Origin of the sequence: Paracoccus sp. R12_2 (assembly GCF_017744015.1) — a bacterium.
Lineage (GTDB): Bacteria > Pseudomonadota > Alphaproteobacteria > Rhodobacterales > Rhodobacteraceae > Paracoccus.
In genome coordinates, this window is sequence record NZ_JAGHRA010000004.1 from 234,134 (window position 1) to 250,091 (window position 15,958).

Genomic DNA, 15,958 nt, shown 5'->3' on the forward strand with positions numbered 1-15,958 from the left:
CTCAGGCCGTCGTCTTTGCTTCTTCCAGCTCGGCAGCCATTGCCCGCAGGATGACCCATGTCGAGGCCGCGCCCGGATCGATATGCCCGATCGAACGCGCGCCCAGCTTGGCCGACCGGCCCCGCCGCGATTCCAGGTCGGCGGTGGCTTTCATTCCCTGCTCGGCGCCGTCGCGGGCGGCCATCATCACGTCACGCTCGGTTCCCGACAGGGCTGCCTGCTGCGCGCGATCGACCGCCGGGACCCAGGCGTCGATCATGGTCTTGTCGCCCGGCTCGGCCCGACCCCGGTCGCGAACTCCCTGCAGGGCCGCCGCCAGCCATGCCGCCAGCGCAGCCGGGTCAAGGTTCAGCCGGTCGCTGACCGCTGCACCCGCGCGCAGGAAGGCGGTCGCATAGAGCGGCCCCGACGAGGCGCCCACGGCATCCAGAAACGCCTTGGCCATCCGCTTGCAGCTGCCTTCGATTGTTTCGTTGTCGGGGGCGTTGGACAGCGCGCCCTGAACTGCCTTCCAGCCGATTTCCATGGTCACGCCGTGGTCGCCGTCGCCGATGACGCCGTCCAGTTCCGACAGCCAGTCACGTTCCGCGATGATGTCATCCCCGGCGCGATGCATCATGGCCCGGAAGATCGCCGGGGTAATCGCGCCGTCACGCTTGAGGTCGGTCATGGCCTGCGCCTTGGCCGGCGCATCTGTGGCCTGTGCCGTCTTGCGTGCGGATCGCGCACTGCCCGCCGACGCTCCCTCGACGGCGCCCACGGTCAGCGCCGGTGTCCGGCAGGGATGGTCAAGAAGCTGCGTCAGTTCGTCGTCCAGCTTCATCAGCGTGATCGAAGCGCCCGCCATTTCCAACGAGGTTGCGTATTCGCCGACCCATGAATGGTGGATCTGGACCCCGCGCTGGTCCAGCACCTGCTTCAGCCGGTCGAAGATGATGTAAAGTTCGACAAGCGATGTCGATCCCAGCCCATTGACCAGAACGGCCACCCGGTCACCCGTGGCCGGAGTCATTTCGGTCAGGATCGCATCCAGCAATTCGTCGGTAACCTGATCGGCGGGGGCCAGCTTCTCGCGGCGGATGCCGGGTTCGCCGTGCAGGCCCATGCCGATTTCCATTTCGTCATCGCCGATCTCGAAATTCGGCTTGCCGGTCTGGGGCAGGGAACAGGCACCCAGTGCAACGCCCATGGACAGGGTCGCATCATTGGCCTTCTGTGCCAGCGCCTCGACCCGCGCCAGCGGCTCGCCCAGATCGGCGGCGGCACCGGCGATCTTGAAGACGAAGAAATCGCCGGCGATCCCGCGACGTTCGCTGCGGCGATCCCTTGGGGCCGAGGCCACGTCATCGGCGACCTGCACCTGACGGACGCGGGTTCCTGCGGCCTCCAGCTCTTCGGCGGCCATCGTAAAGTTCATCACGTCGCCGGTGTAGTTCCCGTAAAGGAACAGGACGCCTGCACCGCCATCGGATGCGCGCGCGGCGTCAAGGATCTGCTCGGGCGAGGGCGAGGCAAAGATGTTGCCGACCGCCGCCGCATCGGCAAGTCCCCGTCCGACATAGCCTGCGAAGGCGGGTTCATGGCCCGAACCGCCGCCGACGACAATGCCGACCTTGCCGTCGCGCGGCCCGTCCACCGCGACGATGGCGCGGCCGGTGCCACCTTCCACCGTCAGCATGTCGGGATGCGCGGCGACCATGCCGCGGATCAGTTGCGGGATGATGTCCTCGGGCGCGTTGATCAGTTTCTTTGTCTTGGTCATGGGAAATTCCACTTCGTCAGGTCAGGCGCCGTCACGGCGAAGATAGCGGCGCGACAGCGCGTCGAACGAGATCGCCAGAACGACGATCGCACCGGATACGACGCCCTGCCAATAGGGAGAGACGCCGAACAGCACGATGATGTTCTCGATGATGGCGATGATGCCCGCGCCGAAGATCGCACCAAGGGGTGAGCCGATGCCACCGGTCGTGGCAACCCCGCCGATCACGGCGGCAGCGATGGGCGCAAGCACCCAGGTCTGCCCGATCGAGGGCTGGGCGGTTCCCAGCCGCGCCACCATCAACAGCCCGGCCAGCGCCGACAGCATCCCGGCGAAGGTGAACACCAGCAAACGGATCCGGTCCACGCGAATGCCCAGCATCCGCGCCGCCGCCGCGTTGTTGCCGATGGCATACATATAGCGGCCCATCGGCGTCTTCAGCGTCAGGAACAGGGCGATGGCCAGAACCACCAGCATGATCAGGAACGGCACCGGCAGGCCCAGCACATCGCCACGGCCCAGGAACTGGATGCCCTGCGGAATGCCGGTGATCGCCACGCCCTTGGTCAGCACCAGAATGGCGCCGCCATAGATTCCGGCCGTGCCGATGGTCAGGACCAGCGAATGCAGCCCCAGCGAGGTGACCAGAAAGCCGTTCACAAAGCCAAGGACCATGCCCAGCATCAGCGCCAGAACCAGGGCGACGCCCCAAGGCAGTCCGGCCTGAACCATCAACATTCCCGACACGACGCCACACAGCCCGCCGATGGTGCCAAGCGACAGGTCCAGTTCGCCCAGGATCATCAGCGATGACTGCGCGATGGTCACAAGCCCGACGAACGCCAGCCCGCGGGCAATGACCGACATGTTGTAGCCGGTCAGGAAGTAGGGAGAGATCAGCGCCGAGATCGCAAAGATCACCGTCAGCGCCACGAAGACACCGGCCAGCGGGTTGCGGATCAGAATGGCCAGCGCCGAGGGCGCGCGCGCCTGCGCGGTTGTATCAGTGGACATGGGAAGCCTCTGCGTCTTCGCGGGCCTGTTCGGACCCGGTGCCGGTGGCGAAGATCGCCCCGACCAGAGTTTCGGTATCGGTGGTCGCGGCGTCGAAATCGCCGGTGATGCGCCCACCATGCATGGTCAGGATCCGGCTGGCACAGCGGCGCAGCTCGGTCATTTCCGATGAGATAAGGATGATGCCCACCCCGTCTTCGGCCAGTTGCTTCATGATCCGGTAGATCTCGGCCTTGGTGCGGATGTCGATGCCCTTGGTCGGCTCGTCGAAGATCAGGATGCGTGGCGTCGTGGCCATGGCCCGGCCGATGATCGCCTTTTGCTGATTGCCGCCCGACAGGTTCGAGATGCGCTGACCGGGACCTGAGGCCTTGATCCCGTAATCGTCGATCACGCGCCGGACAAGCCCGCGCTCCATGCCAAAATCGATGCCTGCCGCGCCCGAGGTCAGAGACAGCACCGACAATCCGATATTCTCGCGCAGAGACAGTAGCGGGAAGATCCCGTGTTGCTTGCGTTCCTCGGACAGATACAGCATCCCGCCCGCGACCGACGATGCGGTGTCATGCAGGCGCCAGTCGCGCCCCTCGACCTGCACCCGGCCTGCGGTCGCCTTGCGAAAGCCGAAAATGCTTTGCATCAGTTCCGACCGTCCCGCCCCGACAAGCCCGGCAAGGCCAAGGATCTCGCCGCGTTTCAGATCGAAGCTGACATCGTCGAACATGTGCCCGGACAGGTTCTCGACCGTCATGACCGTGTCGGTGACGGGGCAGGCGGGACGGAAATGTTGGTCTATCGCCACCTCGCGGCCCGACATGGCGCGGATCAACCCCGGCTCGTCGATCTCGGTGACGCGGCCCGCATCGACCTTCTTGCCGTTGCGCAGAACCGTGTAGTCGTCGCCGATCTCGAACACCTCTTCCATCTTGTGCGAGATGAAGACGATGGCGTGATCGCGATCCAGAAATCCGCGGATCACCTTGAAGACGCGCTGAACCTCTCGCGCGGTCAGGGCCGAGGTCGGCTCGTCCAGGATCAGCACCTTCATGTCCTGATTCGTGGATGCCCGCGCAATCTGCAGCAATTGCTGATCAGGGACCGAGATATGGCGAACCAGATCGGATGGCTTCGCGTCGATTCCGAAACGGTCCAGATAGGTCTGTGCCTCGGCCTCCATGTGGCGGCGATTGACGATGCCGCCATGGCCGGTGCGGTCAAAGGGCATGAACAGGTTCTCGGCCACGCTGACATCGGCGAACAGCGACAGTTCCTGCGGCACATAGGCGATGTTGCGAAACAGGTCGGGATGGTCCAGCGGGTCCTGCCCGTCGATCGCGATGCTGCCGCGTGTTGCGCGGTCGGAACCGGTCAGGATCTTGACCAGCGTCGATTTTCCGGCGCCATTCTCGCCGGCCAGAATATGGGTCCGTCCAAGTTCGACCGAAAGATCGACCTCGTTCAGCGCGGTCACACCGGGAAAATCCCGACCAAGGCCGCGTGCCTCCAGATAGGCCATGTTTCCTCCCACGGCTGTTGGTCGCGGCCGGGTCTGCGCCGGCCGCGACGGGATCGTTCAGCCGTCCACGTTGTCCTTGGTCAAGAAGGCGTTTCCGGTGTCGAGGTAATCCGGAACCGGCGCACCGGTGGCCTGTGCCCAAAGCAGCATCACCGACCAGTAACCCTGCAATTCGGGCTGCGAGGCCGAGGAACTGTCGGCCACGCCGGAACGGATCATGTCCAGCATCTCGGGCAGGTTGTCCAACCCGACCAGCGTGACCTGATCTTCCTTGCCAGCCTCGACGATCGCCTGCCCGATGCCGATGGGACCGGCGGCGTCCGATGCGACCCAGCCCTTCAGGTCGGGATTGGCCTGCATGATCGCAGCGGCCTGCTGTTGGGCGATCTCGATGCTATCATTGTCGATGCCTTCGGCCACGACGGTGATGCCCTCGTGTTCGGCAAACACCTCGCGGTGGCATTCTGCGCGGATCGAATGGTTCGGTGCGGTGGGCACGCCCATCATGATCGCGACCTCGCCTTCGCCGCCCAGAACCTCGACCAGCCGGCGCGAGGCGATCTTGGCCTGCTCGCAGAAATCCGATCCGATATAGGGGATGTCCATGCCCTCGGGCGGAACCGAATCAAAGATCACCAGCGGAATGTCCTGACCCTGCGCGGCTTCCAGCGAACCGCGATTGCCGGACGGATCCAGAAGGTCGATGGCGATGCCGTCCGGGCGGGTCGAGATCGCGCTTTCCACGATCTGCACCTGCTGCACGACATCCGCGGTCTGTGGCGCGGAATAGACGATTTCGATATCGGCGCCGGTCTGCGCCTGCAGCGCCTCGGCGGCCATCTGGGCGCCGTCATTCACCTTGTCGAACCACGGATGGACGACCTTCGGCACGATCAGAAAGCGATAGCTGTCCTTCTTGGCGGTGCCGGCGGCGTCTTGCGCGGCGGCGGCCAAGGGCATGGCAAGGGCCACACCGGCCAGCATGGCGGCCAGTTTCCTCATGGATATTCCTCCCAGATACATGCGCCCGATCAGGGCGCTCCTCCTGTTGGCGGCATCGGCTTGGCGCACCGCACGGGCATCCTGATACAATTGTAATATAGAAATTACAAGTATAAATGCTGCGCGGCGCGAGGAGGGCCTTGTGCGACACCGCGCATGCGGGACGACCTGCGGCGACGCGAATCGCGCACGGGTTGCATCATTCCAGGATATCAATCGAAGTCGGCAGGTGTTTGGGGCGCGCCGAGATATTGCGATGGAATATAGTTTTCATCCGAGATATTGATTTGGCGCCGCACAATAAGTCTGTAAATAAACCATTTTCTATTATAATATGATTAGGTCTTTAAAAGGTGCTGCCATGCAAATGTTTTACCTGATCCCGTGGGTCTTGGTTTTCGTCGTCCTGACCGTTCCGCCGCAACCGTCTCAGGCGCGGATCGGGGCCGGGCCGTGCAATCCCGAAGTGCAGACCTGCATCTGAGACAGAAACCATGAACCCCGCATATCTGGCAGCTTGTCTGGCCGGAGCGATCGTGTTGACGGTCGAGTCGGTTCAACAGTTTCGCAAACCCGGCAAAAGCGTTGCTTTCGATCGCTTCTCGATCCTGCGCGGGGTCGAGATCGGCGCGCTGTGCACGCTGGGGGAACGGGTCCGGGGTGCGGCATTCTATGTGGGCATCTATCTGCTGATCTATGCTGGTCTGCTTGGATCCGAACGGCTGCTTCAGATGTTCGTCGCACTTTCGGGCGAGCATGCGGGTCCGACCGGCAGCAGCTTTCTTCCGGATAATTCCCTGACCGTGAACGGGCTGAACTTCGGCAAGCCGTTCTATATCGCGACGCTAATCATGGTGGCGATGGTGTCGGGGGTTCTGGCCCCATTGGAAAGATTCATTCGCAGCGTCGCGCATCGCGCTGCCAATATCCCGAATGGCGTTTTCCGAATTGTCGAGGATCTGGACCGGTTCGAGTTTCCCGATTACCTGGATTCCGCAGCGCCGGCGCGTGACAGGTTCCGGTTGTTGTCGGGATTCGATCATCGCTTTCCCGATGGAACCGGTTGGAACACGCCGTCGGACCGACAGGATCTGCGCGGGTTTCTGAAGCAGATCGACGTGCTGCATGCGGCGGTGATCGGCGCTGGCCGGTACCGTTTCTTCAGCACCGCGACGACCGAATCGCTTTCCGACGTGCACGATCTTCTGGTCAAATCCTACGAGAAACTGTGCGAGGATCTGGACGGCCTGAAGACGGACAGCCCCGAGGCGCAGACCAGATTCTACCAGGCCGCGGTCGATCTGTGCGAGAACATGAAGGCGATCTTCGCGGTCCAGTTCATTCGGAACGGCAGATCACTGACGGCACTGCCCGCCCAGCCCAACAACCCGCGCGACCGGCTTTACGGGCGTCTGAACGGTCATCTGCGCAGCAACGAAGAGGCGAATGCCGACGCATTGCTGGGGGCGACGCTAGCCTGTGCAATGGGATCCTTCCTTGCGGCATCGTTCATCTACTGGCTTTTCGTGCGCTTTGTTCTGGGCCTTGGGGTGTTCCCGCCGGATGTCCTGAAATCCATCGTCACGCAGTCGATCGGACTTGCGATCACCGGGGCCACCTTGAGTTTCTTCAGCGGGTTCTTCGCGCTGCTGATCCGCGATATTCGGCGCGAACAGGGCAAATGGGCCGCGTGGAACCCACGATTTCCACCCGTTTCGCGTCTTGTCGGGACGGTCGTGCTGCCCGGCGTCGTCGGCATGGCCTTCGTCGGACTGGCGCTGCTGCTGCAGGATCTTGCCTTCGGCTATGTCGCCACGATGGATCAGATGCGCGACTTTCTTCAGGACAAATGGCGCTATCTGCTGTTTTTTGCGCCGCTTGGTGCCTGTGTGTCGCTGGGTGTTCTGATCGCCACCGACCAGCATGACAATTTGATTGCCAGCCGCACCATCCTTGTCACGCTGGCCGCGCTGGTGCCCGCGGTGGTGTTGGCATTGATCTGTGTGCTGATCGCAGTTCCGAATTTCACCTCGGCGCAAGAGGGATGGGCGTGGGCCATCTGGTATCTGCGCGAGGCGCTGTTCCTGTTGATGCCGCTGGCGATCTTCCTGATCTCTTACGCCGGTCTTCTTGAGATGTCGGAAAAGCGCAAGCATCTGGCGGCGGCCGCCGTGGCAGGTGAGGGATGAAGGCCGCCCTTGCGATCCTGGCGCTGATCGCGGCGCCCGCCTGCGCGCAGCCCGCCGACGATACTGCACAGCCGGAATTGCCGACTCTGTATGTCGGGGTTCGGGCCGATGCGCCGCCTTTTTCATACCGGCCCGATCAGATGCTTGTGTCATCCGGCAAGGGCACCGGTCCGTTGGGGGACGCAGGATATTCGGGCTATATCGTCTATATCTGCGACCGGGTGCTGGAAGTGATGCGCGACCGGAACGACCAGCCGGCCTTCAATGTCGTGCCGGTCGAGGTGACGGCGGGATCCCGTTTCCAGATGCTGCGAGAAATGCCCGGCGGCGGCGATCCTTCGATCGACCTTCTATGCGATCCCGCCACGGCGACACGCGATCGTCTGAGCGACCACACCGCCTCGCTGCCGCTTTATCTTTCGGGGGTCGGCTATGCCGCAAGAAAGCGGGAAAGAAACCAGAATACCGGCTCCGGCAACTTCCGCATCAATGTCGTTGGCAGCACCACGGCCATCGATCACGGAATCCGGCGGATTCTGGACGCGGGGGAATGGCCAAGCTTTCGCGATGATCTGCTGAGCTATCTGTATAATCCCGGCGCGGCCGCGGACGGCAACGAGAAGGTTCACCTGTCGCCCACCCACAAGGACGCGGTCAAGGCTTTCTGCGCGGCACCATCGGGCGATTCCAACCCGCTTCAGTACTATGTCGGCGACCTGGAAATCGTGAACCGGGCCCTGCTTATATATGGCGACCCCGACTGCAAGCCCGAGCCCGCGACGACGACCTACAGCGATGATCGCTATGTTTTGTTCATGCGCAATGCCGACAGCGTCGGCATCGACAAGGCGCGGCTGCTGATGACCTTTTCGCGGGTGCTGTCCGAACTTGTCCTGTCGCAGCCATCGCTGCTGGACGAGGCATTCGAGGCGAATTTCGAAGGCTATCGGCGCAGCGACAAGCTGCGCCTTTTTTTCTGGAGCCTTTACGGGCCGTGACCGGATGCAGGGGGGGTGTGGATGAATGATGGGGCGTTGATCGGATCGACAGGGCAGCCCGCCGGTCAAAGGGCCGGCAGACGCACCGCTGGCTGGCACAGCGGATTGTCCCGCGATCCGTCCGATTTGCGCGATCAGATCTATACCCCGACGCTGCGCCTTCTGTCGCCCGAGGCCGATCCGGGCGGGTTCGCCGCCGCAGCGTGTCCTGCCGACGGTTGCCCGTCCTATCCGATCCGCAATCAGGGCGATGCGGGCACCTGCGTCGGGCAGGCCCTTGCCAACCTGATCGACATTCACCGCCGACGCGCAAATGTTGCGAATGCGGACCCGGTATCGCCGCAGATGCTGTATCTGATGGCGCGGCGGATCGAGGGGCGCGAGACCAGCGCCGACACCGGCGTTCAGTCGCTGCGCTCGGCGGTCAAGGGGTTCTATCATTTCGGCTGCTGCCCGGACAGGATGTGGCCGGACCCGGTCGCGCAGGCCGCCGCAGATGATCTGCCGTCCGAGGTCGAAAGGTTCAAATCGGCGCGGGGTGTGACGCTGGGGGCGTATTACCGCGTCCGCCCGATCCTCAACGATTATCACAACGCCCTCGTCGAGGCGGACGGCATTCTTGTTTCGGCCGAAATCCACGCGGGGTGGCAAGACGACGCCGTGTCGGCGTTCTCTGTCGCATCCGCCGACCGGCGCGGCCGTATTCCGGTGTCATCCCGCGGCCTTGGCGCGCATGCCTTCGTGATCCTCGGCTACACCTCCGAGGGGTTCCTGGTGCTGAATTCCTGGGGCGCCGATTGGGGCGGGTTTCGCGACCGCCCGGGGATCGCGCTTTGGAAATACGAGGACTGGGCGCGCAACGTGATGGATGCCTGGGTGCTGCGCCTGGGCGTCCCTGCGCCCGAGGCGTTCCAGTATTCCGTGGGCGACCAGGGCATCAGTTTCGGTGGCGCCGATATCCGCGCGGGGTCCACCGCCTGCCATCAGTTGCTTGGCCATTTTGCCCATCTTGACGACGGTGTGCATGTCGAACGCGGCAGCTACGCGACCTCTCGCGACTATGTCGCCCAGACGACCGACCGATTGCGCAAGCGCAGCAAACGCGATCGCAAGCCGGTGCTGCTGTCGGTCAGCGGCTCGCTGATGGGGATGAAGGATGCTTTCGACTTCGAGGCGCGTCGGCGCCAATGCGTCGAGGACATCTGCGACATGTATCCCTATGCCGTCCTGTGGTGCAACGATCTGATCGAAAGCGCGACACCGGTGCTGACCCATCTGTTCTCGACTGCGGTGCAGCGGGTCGGACCGCACAGCGACCGCCTGAACGCCGAGATCGAAAAGGTCACCGCCGGAATCGGCCGCGCGTTCTGGCGCGAGATCGAGCGTGCCGCAAGAACCGCCGGTCGCCATGTCACAAAGGGAACCGATGGCGCGGCGGCCGAGATATTCGACCGCTTCGCCGCAGCCCGCACGCCGCTGCATCTGGTGATCGAAGGTGCCGGCGCCCTGCTGATGGCAGAATATCTCGAGTCTTTGAACTCGGACACCGGCAACGCCGCCGAAAACCGCCGCCGCAAGAAACTGGCCGAACGATTCCATGCGGCCGTCGCCTCGATCGATCTGATTGCGCCCGTGATGGAAGCCCCGCGTTTCCAGTCGGCGTTCGGACCTCTGATCCGTGGGCTGTCGGTCCTCAAACCGGGGCGGGCGACGCTGTGGGTTCCGACACGGCCGTTCGAGGAACGGCTGTCCATCGACCACTATGCGGGTTCGATGTTGGATCTTGTCCTGTACAGTTTCCAGGGGCGGCCGCGCGATGCCCGGCTTGTCGGCATGTCGCGCCAGCGATCCGGCATTGCGCAGCTATGTGGTGCCGGCGGCGCGTTGCAGGGATTGCGCATCGGGCCGATCCGCCCGCGTGTGCCCGGACGGCGGCGCTATGAATATCACGAAGTCAGTATCAACCTTGCCTGTCACACGATGATCCTGCGCCATCTTGCCAGGATCGGTGAGGCCGGCGCGAAGCAGTGAAAGGACAACGCCATGGCGCGCGCGAAGAAACCCTCGAACGGCAAGCCTCGTGAGGCTGCTGCCGGCGGCCCGGACGGCAAGCTGACGCTGGAGCAACTGGCCGAGATGGTCGCCGATCCGGCCACCGCGCCCGGCGATCTGGAACCCTATTTCCGCGTCGCCGAGGATCAGGGCGCGGCCTTCGATCCCGTGGTCGAGATCAATACCGATACGGTTCATGTCCCCGACACCGCCGAGGGGCGTTCGCGCAGCGCGCTGATCCTGAATGGCGCGAACTGGCTGGAACGGAATGGCAGGCAAAGCCGGTTCTATCGGCTGCTGTCCAAGGGAAACTACACAGGCCCGGTGATCGTCGAAGAAGGCGACAGCTGGTTCCAGTATCCCTTCAAGCTGTGGGACGTGATCGACGTGCTGATGGAGAAATATGCCGTCCTGTCGCTGAGCGCGGGCGGGGACACGCTGGAAAACATGGTCCGCAGGGCCGAATATCGAAAGGCGTTGCAGTCCACTCAGGCCTCGATCCTGCTGCTGTCGGCGGGTGGCAACGATCTGGTTGCGAACGGGAATCTGGCGACGCATCTGCGGGCGTTCGATGCTGCGCTGCAACCGGCCGAATATCTGCTGAGCAGTTTCGACCAGCTGATCGGCAGGACCATGGCGCTTTATGACATGATCTTCCGCGACGTGGCGCAGCGTTTCCCGCAGGTTCAGGTCGTCTGCCACGGCTATGATTATCCGGTCCCCGACAAGGGCCGCTGGCTGGGACAGCCGATGGCCACGCGCGGGATCGTCGATCCGCAATTGCAGGTGTCCATCGCCAAGGTGATGATGGATCGATTCAACATCTCTCTTGCGCGATTGTCACGCAGCCATGCGCATGTGCATTTCCTGGATCTGCGCGGGGTTGTGGGACGGCAGGGCTGGTCCGACGAACTGCATCCGAAGAATGCCGGCTATCGCCGTGTAGGCGATATCTTCGCGGCGCAGATCGACAAGTTGTCGCGCCCGCGAGGCCGCGGTGCGTCACGGTCCGATCGCCCGCGCGCGATGTCGTTGCATCTGGGGCTGAACAACGCCGATCCGGCGCATTACGGGGCCGAGCTTTCGCCGTTGGAATTCTGCATCGCGGACGCCGAAGCCATGGCCGAACTGGCGGGAAGCCGGGGCTTTGCGCCGATCCTGCTGATCGATGCGGCCGCGACACGGGATGCCCTGAAAGAGGCGATGGCCAAGGCCGCGACCGACCTGCAACCCGGCGAGACCTTCATGTTCACCTATGCGGGGCATGGCGGGCAGTTGCCGGATTTCAACGGTGATGAAATGGGCGGTCCAGACATGGACCGGCTGGACGAGACGCTGTGCCTGTTCGACGGGCAGTTCGTCGATGACGAGTTGTTCGCGCTGTGGTCGCAGTTCCGCGAAGGCGTGCGCGTTCTGGCCGTCTTCGACAGCTGCCATTCGGGCAGCGTCGTCCGGGCGCCCGCGACGCTGGACGCAGGACCGACAGTCACCGCCCGGCGGATGACTCTGGGGGCTGCATCACGCGTTTTTCGCAAGAACGAGGCCTTTTATCGCGGTCTGCCAGGCGTCGGCGCGGCACCCGATCCGGCAATCATCAATCGCGAACTGGACTATCCGGTGGCGGCGTGCGTGGTGCAGCTTTCTGCATGCCAGTCCAACCAGCTGGCGACCGAAAGCCTCGGGCACGGGCGTTTTACCGATACCATGCTGGAAGTCCTGGGGGCTTCGCCGCAGATCTATGGATACAAGGCACTCATGGACCGGATCGCGTCGCGCATGCCGCCCGAACAGACGCCGAAATACTGGCGTGTCGGCGCCGAGGATGCATCCTTCGAAAGCCAGTTGGTTTTCTCGGTCTAGACCGAACGGTGGATCGTGGCCGGGGCTGATAGATTTTTTCCGTTCCCGCGAAATTTGGCGTTGATCCCCGACGAGGGGGATTTACAGGTCGTGCGCGACGGGACAGGCTTTCCACCGTCAACGATGCTGCGTGCAGTTTTGGTGGCCCGACCCCGTCGGACCACGCGCCGCGAATGGGAGGAACTGAAATGGCCGAGGCACTTGTTCTTGAACGCAAGGGAGAGTTGGCGCTGCGCGACATCGCGTTGCCGGATCAACTGCGTCCGCAGGACGTACGCATCGCCGTACACACCGTTGGGGTCTGTGGCTCGGACGTGCATTTCTACACGCATGGCAAGATCGGCCCCTTCGTCGTGCAGGAACCCATGATCCTGGGCCACGAGGCGTCGGGCATCGTTGTCCAGACCGGGTCGGATGTGCAGCATCTGAAGGTGGGCGACCGGGTCTGCATGGAGCCCGGCATCCCCGATCCGACCTCGCGGGCCTCGCGTCTCGGGATCTACAACGTCGACCCGGCGGTGACCTTCTGGGCAACGCCACCGGTGCATGGCTGCCTGACGCCGCATGTGATCCATCCGGCGGCCTTCACCTTCAAGCTGCCGGACACCATGTCCTTCGCCGAAGGGGCGATGGTCGAACCCTTCGCCATCGGCATGCAAAGCGCGCTGCGCGCCCGCATCCAGCCGGGTGATGTCGGTCTTGTCACAGGTGCCGGTCCGATCGGCATGATGACGGCGCTGGCGGCGCTGGCGGGGGGCTGCGCCAAGGTCTATGTGGCCGATCTGGCGCAACCCAAGCTGGACATCATCGGAGCGTATGACGGCATCGAGACCATCAATATCCGTCAGCAGTCGGCTGCCGAGGCGATCGCCGAGGCCACCGACGGCTGGGGGGCCGATGTGGTGTTCGAATGTTCCGGCGCGGCCCCCGCGATCCTTGGTCTGCCGGCACTTGCGCGCCCGGGTGGCGCGATCGTGCTGGTCGGCATGCCGGTCGATCCGGTCCCGGTCGATATCGTGGGCCTGCAGGCCAAGGAATTGCGGGTCGAGACGGTGTTCCGCTATGCCAATATCTATGACCGGGCCATCGCGCTGATCGGGGCGGGGAAGGTCGATCTGAAGCCGCTGATCTCGGCCACGCTGCCTTTCGCGGACAGCGTCGCGGCGTTTGATCGGGCCGTCGAGGCCCGCGAAACGGACGTGAAGATCCAGATCAGAATGCCCGAAGCCTGACAGGCCGCAAATCATCCGATCCTGGAACTATGTGACTGGCCCCGGCGTGGCGACGCCGGGGCCTTTGATTTTGCGCAGCCATCCGGTCGCGACGGAATGCGAGGAAAAAGTATAGGCGAACATGCGACTTATCCTGACAGCCGGTGTTCCTTTCCTCCGGCCGAGGCCCAAGAATTTGCCCGAAACGCGTTCATTAGCGTCCGCCCCTGCAACTTTATTCTGCACTGCGGCAAGTGCGCGATCTGCAAATTGCGGAGTGCCGGTGATGAATTTCAGGCGGTTCGTGTCAAAAAAGTATCATAAATTTCTGGCTGGCGTCGTGGAGGCGCAGGCGTTGCAAGTGCTAGAACGGGAATCGGCGCCACGAGGAGGACCGGTCCCACAAGGGCAGGATCCGGCGCGGGAAGGAGGAGATCATGCAACCCGATCTGGAACTGGTGCACATCAGGAAAGGCGAATCCTTCGCCGCGTGGAAGCATGGCTATCCCTTCCGGACGGTGCGCTGGCACTATCATCCCGAATACGAAATCCATCAGGTCGTCGCCACGTCAGGCAAGTTCTACATCGGTGACCATGTCGGCGAATTCGCGCCCGGCCAACTGATCATGACCGGACCGAACCTGCCGCAGAACTGGATCAGCGATATCCGCCCCGGCGAGATCGTTCCTCAGCGCACCCAGGTCATCCAGTTCCCCGAAAGTTTCATCGACGGGGCCCTTGCGACCTTTCCCGAACTGGACGCCGCGCGACATCTGCTGGACCGCAGCCGGCGCGGGGTCCTGTTCGGCGACGATACCGCGCAAGCGGTCCGTCCCTTGATCCGTCGCCTGATCGACGCGCGCGGCACGCGACGCCTTGGGCTTTTCTTCGAGATCCTCGACCTGATGGTGAACGCACCGCAGGCGCAGACGCTGGCCAGTCTCAGCTTCGTCCTGGATCTGGAGAAGGCCGAGGAATCGGACATGAACCGCGCTATTGCCCATCTGCGCGACAACCTGAACGAACCGCTGAGCGAGGCCGAGCTTGCCGAATTGACCGGCCAGAGCCAAAGCGCCTTCTCGCGGTCATTCAAGCGCCATACCGGCACGACGCTGGTCCGCTATCGCAACCAGCTTCGGATCGATCTGGCCTGCCACATGCTGCTGTCCGACCCCGACACCAAGGTGGCGGACATCTGCTTCGAGGTCGGCTTCTCGAACCTGTCGAACTTCAACCGGCATTTCCTGAAGCTGAAGAACATGTCGCCGTCCGAATTCAGGGCAACATTCGCGGCCAACAACACGGTGCGCATGGCCAGCTAGGACGACCATTCACCCTTTACCAGTTTCCCATCGTTGCAGGCAGCATGTCCGCAGCGTGCGGAAAAGACGTGCCATCTTCATCAACGGGAGGAACCCATGAAGACATTCTTGAAAACCGCATCCATCGCGACCCTCGCGCTTGCCACATCGGCCGGATTGGCCGCCGCGCAGGACGACGGACCGCTGAAAATAGGCATGACGTTCCAGGAGATGAACAACCCCTATTTCGTCAGCATGCAAGAGGCGCTGAACGAGGCCGCCGCCCAACTGGGCGCCGAGGTGGTCGTGACCGACGCAGGACACGACGTCGCCAAGCAGATTTCGGACGTCGAGGACATGCTGCAACAGGGCATCGACATCCTGCTGGTCAATCCGACCGACAGCGCGGGCATCGAAACCGCCGTCAGGATGGCGAAGGATGCGGGGGCGATCGTCGTCGCCGTGGACGCCAACGCCAACGGACCGGTCGACAGCTTCGTGGGTTCCAAGAACCGCGACGCGGGGTACCAGTCCTGCAAGTACCTGGCCGAGGCGCTGGGGGGTGAAGGCGAAGTCGCGATCCTCGATGGCATCCCGGTCGTGCCAATCCTTGAACGTGTCGAAGGCTGCAAGGCCGCGCTGGAAGAGGCCGAAGGCATCACGTTGGTTGATACCCAGAACGGCCGTCAGGACCGTTCGGTCGCGCTTGGCGTGGTCGAGAACATGATCCAGTCGCATCCGGACCTTGCCGGCATCTTCTCGGTCAATGATGGCGGCGCGATGGGGGCGCTGGCAGCGATCCAGGGGTCGGGCAAGGACATCAAGCTGACCTCGGTTGATGGTGCGCCCGAAGCCGTCGAAGCGATCGCCAAGGGCACGGCGTTCATCGAGACCACTGCCCAGTTCCCGCGCGATCAGGTTCGCATCGGTCTGGCCATGGCGCTGGCCAAGCACTGGGGCGCGCAGGTCGTGCCGACCGAGGTGCCGATCGACGTGAAGGTTGTCGATGCCGAGAACGCCGAAGGCTTCTCCTGGTAATCTGCGACCGACCGC

At 63.3% G+C, this 15,958-nt stretch carries 11 protein-coding genes; 7 read left to right on the forward strand and 4 right to left on the reverse strand.

What is annotated here, in order from left to right; translation table 11 throughout:
- Position 1 precedes the first annotated feature (1 nt).
- Genes dhaL through J7359_RS07285 form a run of 4 tightly spaced genes read right to left on the reverse strand, consistent with a single transcriptional unit; the run spans position 2 to position 5,294 of the window.
- Positions 2-1,762, reverse strand: coding sequence for a dihydroxyacetone kinase subunit DhaL (dhaL, locus tag J7359_RS07270; protein WP_209055957.1), 1,761 nt, complete (start codon positions 1,760-1,762; stop codon positions 2-4).
- Between the two features lie 21 nt (positions 1,763-1,783).
- On the reverse strand, positions 1,784-2,776 hold the full coding sequence (locus J7359_RS07275; protein ID WP_209055958.1) for an ABC transporter permease: 993 nt from the start codon (positions 2,774-2,776) through the stop codon (positions 1,784-1,786).
- Positions 2,766-4,292: a sugar ABC transporter ATP-binding protein gene (locus J7359_RS07280; RefSeq protein WP_209055959.1), complete on the reverse strand. Its 1,527-nt coding sequence runs from the start codon at positions 4,290-4,292 to the stop codon at positions 2,766-2,768. Before J7359_RS07280 ends, J7359_RS07275 begins: the two co-directional genes overlap by 11 nt.
- A 57-nt stretch (positions 4,293-4,349) precedes the next feature.
- Entirely contained in the window at positions 4,350-5,294 is a 945-nt protein-coding gene (locus J7359_RS07285) for a substrate-binding domain-containing protein (RefSeq protein ID WP_209055960.1), read from the reverse strand.
- A 494-nt stretch (positions 5,295-5,788) separates the two neighbouring features.
- Here J7359_RS07285 and J7359_RS07290 point away from each other — a divergent pair, with 494 nt between their 5' ends.
- The 7 genes from J7359_RS07290 to J7359_RS07320 all read left to right on the forward strand — a co-directional run bounded on the left by J7359_RS07290 (position 5,789) and on the right by J7359_RS07320 (position 15,943).
- Positions 5,789-7,483, forward strand: coding sequence for a hypothetical protein (locus J7359_RS07290; RefSeq protein ID WP_209055961.1), 1,695 nt, complete (start codon positions 5,789-5,791; stop codon positions 7,481-7,483).
- The gene (locus J7359_RS07295) at positions 7,480-8,481 is read left to right on the forward strand and encodes a hypothetical protein (protein ID WP_209055962.1); all 1,002 of its coding nucleotides are present in this window, start codon (positions 7,480-7,482) and stop codon (positions 8,479-8,481) included. The genes J7359_RS07290 and J7359_RS07295 overlap by 4 nt, the downstream gene beginning before the upstream one ends.
- 21 nt (positions 8,482-8,502) lie before the next feature.
- Positions 8,503-10,512 carry a C1 family peptidase gene (locus J7359_RS07300; protein WP_209055963.1) on the forward strand — a complete coding sequence of 670 codons (2,010 nt, stop codon included), beginning with the start codon at positions 8,503-8,505 and terminating at the stop codon, positions 10,510-10,512.
- 12 nt (positions 10,513-10,524) lie between these two features.
- The gene (locus tag J7359_RS07305; protein WP_247740233.1) at positions 10,525-12,393 is read left to right on the forward strand and encodes a caspase family protein; all 1,869 of its coding nucleotides are present in this window, start codon (positions 10,525-10,527) and stop codon (positions 12,391-12,393) included.
- 188 nt (positions 12,394-12,581) lie between these two features.
- Positions 12,582-13,625: an NAD(P)-dependent alcohol dehydrogenase gene (locus J7359_RS07310; protein WP_209055964.1), complete on the forward strand. Its 1,044-nt coding sequence runs from the start codon at positions 12,582-12,584 to the stop codon at positions 13,623-13,625.
- 416 nt (positions 13,626-14,041) lie between these two features.
- The gene (locus J7359_RS07315; RefSeq protein WP_209055965.1) at positions 14,042-14,926 is read left to right on the forward strand and encodes an AraC family transcriptional regulator; all 885 of its coding nucleotides are present in this window, start codon (positions 14,042-14,044) and stop codon (positions 14,924-14,926) included.
- Between the two features lie 96 nt (positions 14,927-15,022).
- The gene (locus J7359_RS07320; protein ID WP_209055966.1) at positions 15,023-15,943 is read left to right on the forward strand and encodes an ABC transporter substrate-binding protein; all 921 of its coding nucleotides are present in this window, start codon (positions 15,023-15,025) and stop codon (positions 15,941-15,943) included.
- Positions 15,944-15,958: the final 15 nt, after the last annotated feature.

What these genes read in the sequence shown, in the direction of transcription:
- dhaL (WP_209055957.1), bottom strand. Translation starts at nt 1,762, where the DNA reads ATGACCAAGACAAAGAAACTGATCAACGCGCCCGAGGACATCATCCCG.
- J7359_RS07275 (WP_209055958.1), bottom strand. Translation starts at nt 2,776, where the DNA reads ATGTCCACTGATACAACCGCGCAGGCGCGCGCGCCCTCGGCGCTGGCC.
- J7359_RS07280 (WP_209055959.1), bottom strand. Translation starts at nt 4,292, where the DNA reads ATGGCCTATCTGGAGGCACGCGGCCTTGGTCGGGATTTTCCCGGTGTG.
- J7359_RS07285 (WP_209055960.1), bottom strand. Translation starts at nt 5,294, where the DNA reads ATGAGGAAACTGGCCGCCATGCTGGCCGGTGTGGCCCTTGCCATGCCC.
- J7359_RS07290 (WP_209055961.1), top strand. Translation starts at nt 5,789, where the DNA reads ATGAACCCCGCATATCTGGCAGCTTGTCTGGCCGGAGCGATCGTGTTG.
- J7359_RS07295 (WP_209055962.1), top strand. Translation starts at nt 7,480, where the DNA reads ATGAAGGCCGCCCTTGCGATCCTGGCGCTGATCGCGGCGCCCGCCTGC.
- J7359_RS07300 (WP_209055963.1), top strand. Translation starts at nt 8,503, where the DNA reads ATGAATGATGGGGCGTTGATCGGATCGACAGGGCAGCCCGCCGGTCAA.
- J7359_RS07305 (WP_247740233.1), top strand. Translation starts at nt 10,525, where the DNA reads ATGGCGCGCGCGAAGAAACCCTCGAACGGCAAGCCTCGTGAGGCTGCT.
- J7359_RS07310 (WP_209055964.1), top strand. Translation starts at nt 12,582, where the DNA reads ATGGCCGAGGCACTTGTTCTTGAACGCAAGGGAGAGTTGGCGCTGCGC.
- J7359_RS07315 (WP_209055965.1), top strand. Translation starts at nt 14,042, where the DNA reads ATGCAACCCGATCTGGAACTGGTGCACATCAGGAAAGGCGAATCCTTC.
- J7359_RS07320 (WP_209055966.1), top strand. Translation starts at nt 15,023, where the DNA reads ATGAAGACATTCTTGAAAACCGCATCCATCGCGACCCTCGCGCTTGCC.